This window comes from Billgrantia campisalis, assembly GCF_022341425.1.
GTDB classification, from domain to species: Bacteria; Pseudomonadota; Gammaproteobacteria; order Pseudomonadales; family Halomonadaceae; genus Halomonas; species Halomonas campisalis.
Map to the genome: position 1 here is coordinate 1 of NZ_JABFUC010000045.1, position 1244 is coordinate 1244.

Sequence of the window (1244 nt, forward strand, 5' to 3'; positions counted from 1 at the left end):
GATGGCAACCATGGCGTGCTGATCGTAGTCGTAGGGCTTGAACCTGGGCATGCTGACGACTCTCCCTTGCCTTTTCCTCATCCTACCGGGCGTGGTCGGGGTTTTGCTACAGCCTCAACGCCCATGTTCAGCGGCGAAGTAGGGCCGGCAGGGCTTTTGCGTCAACAAAAGGCATGACGGACCTGCTTTGTCCGACTGCAACTGATTGTTATACGTTATTTCCAATCAAGCTTGCTGATCTCGGCATTCGAACCAACATAATGTTCTATACTCTTCTTCAGCTTTACATCCAAAACGATATCGCCAGTTCGCGATCTTCGCTCCAAAAATTTAGCAGTATTGTTGAGTAACCACTTGGTATACGCATTTACTTCTGAACGCAAACGCTTTCGAATAGATTGACCGAGATGGTTCTTCTCGGGGTCTATTACTTCATTTAGTGACGCTGAATATCCATGCATTTCCAATTTTGACATATCACTTTGAGTAACTCTGCCCTGATTGTGGGACAAAGTATGGCGTATTTGAAATATTGCTTGCAGTGACAGAACAAGCTTCCTGTTTGATGAAGCTTGGTTATTTGGGTTATATCGCTTTGCCTCGATCAGCATGGACGAAACTTTGTCAATTTGCTCTAGATCATGAAAAAGTTGGCTTTCAAATATGAGAGAAGGAAAAGATGTTTTTCCTTGGTTTGCCCACAGCACTTTGGCATCTACCGCTCCCTTTATCCGTTCAGGCGGAATTACTCGGCGCAAAGCACAGGCCAAACCGATAAATGAATTTTTATAGAAGACCTCGAACGCATTGATTGCTTCGAGCAACGTTGTTTGTTCCGCGTACCATCGATACTTACGATATGTAGCATCTTTTGGCCCGCGCCCATCGGGATCCAGCTCGTTCCGAGCTTTCTGAAGCTCCGTATGCCTTGAATCTATCCACTTAAGGTAGTTTCCCTGATTCTTTAAAGTAGCATGAAATTGTTGGGACGGAGTCGAATCGTCCTCCCGCGATAGATGCCTGATTGATTTTGTGGCGGTAGTAGCAATTTCTGCTCTATCATCGAAAGCAGTAATGTTCTTAGCGCCTTTCTTCCGAGTCACTGCTCAGTCTCCCTTGACGTATAACTGGTTAGCATTTATTCGCCGTGCGGAGCATGGCGAATAAATGCCTGTTGGACTAAGCCGCCCCTCAGGCTGCGAAGCAGCTTCTATAGGGTATTGTATTGGCTGCGGTGCGACCTG

General features: G+C 46.5%; 1 protein-coding gene. It reads right to left on the reverse strand.

Annotated features, from left to right (window positions below):
- Positions 1-215 precede the first annotated feature (215 nt).
- A complete protein-coding gene (locus HOP52_RS19535; RefSeq protein ID WP_238979201.1) occupies positions 216-1103 on the reverse strand; it encodes a hypothetical protein in 888 nt (295 codons plus the stop codon).
- Positions 1104-1244: the final 141 nt, after the last annotated feature.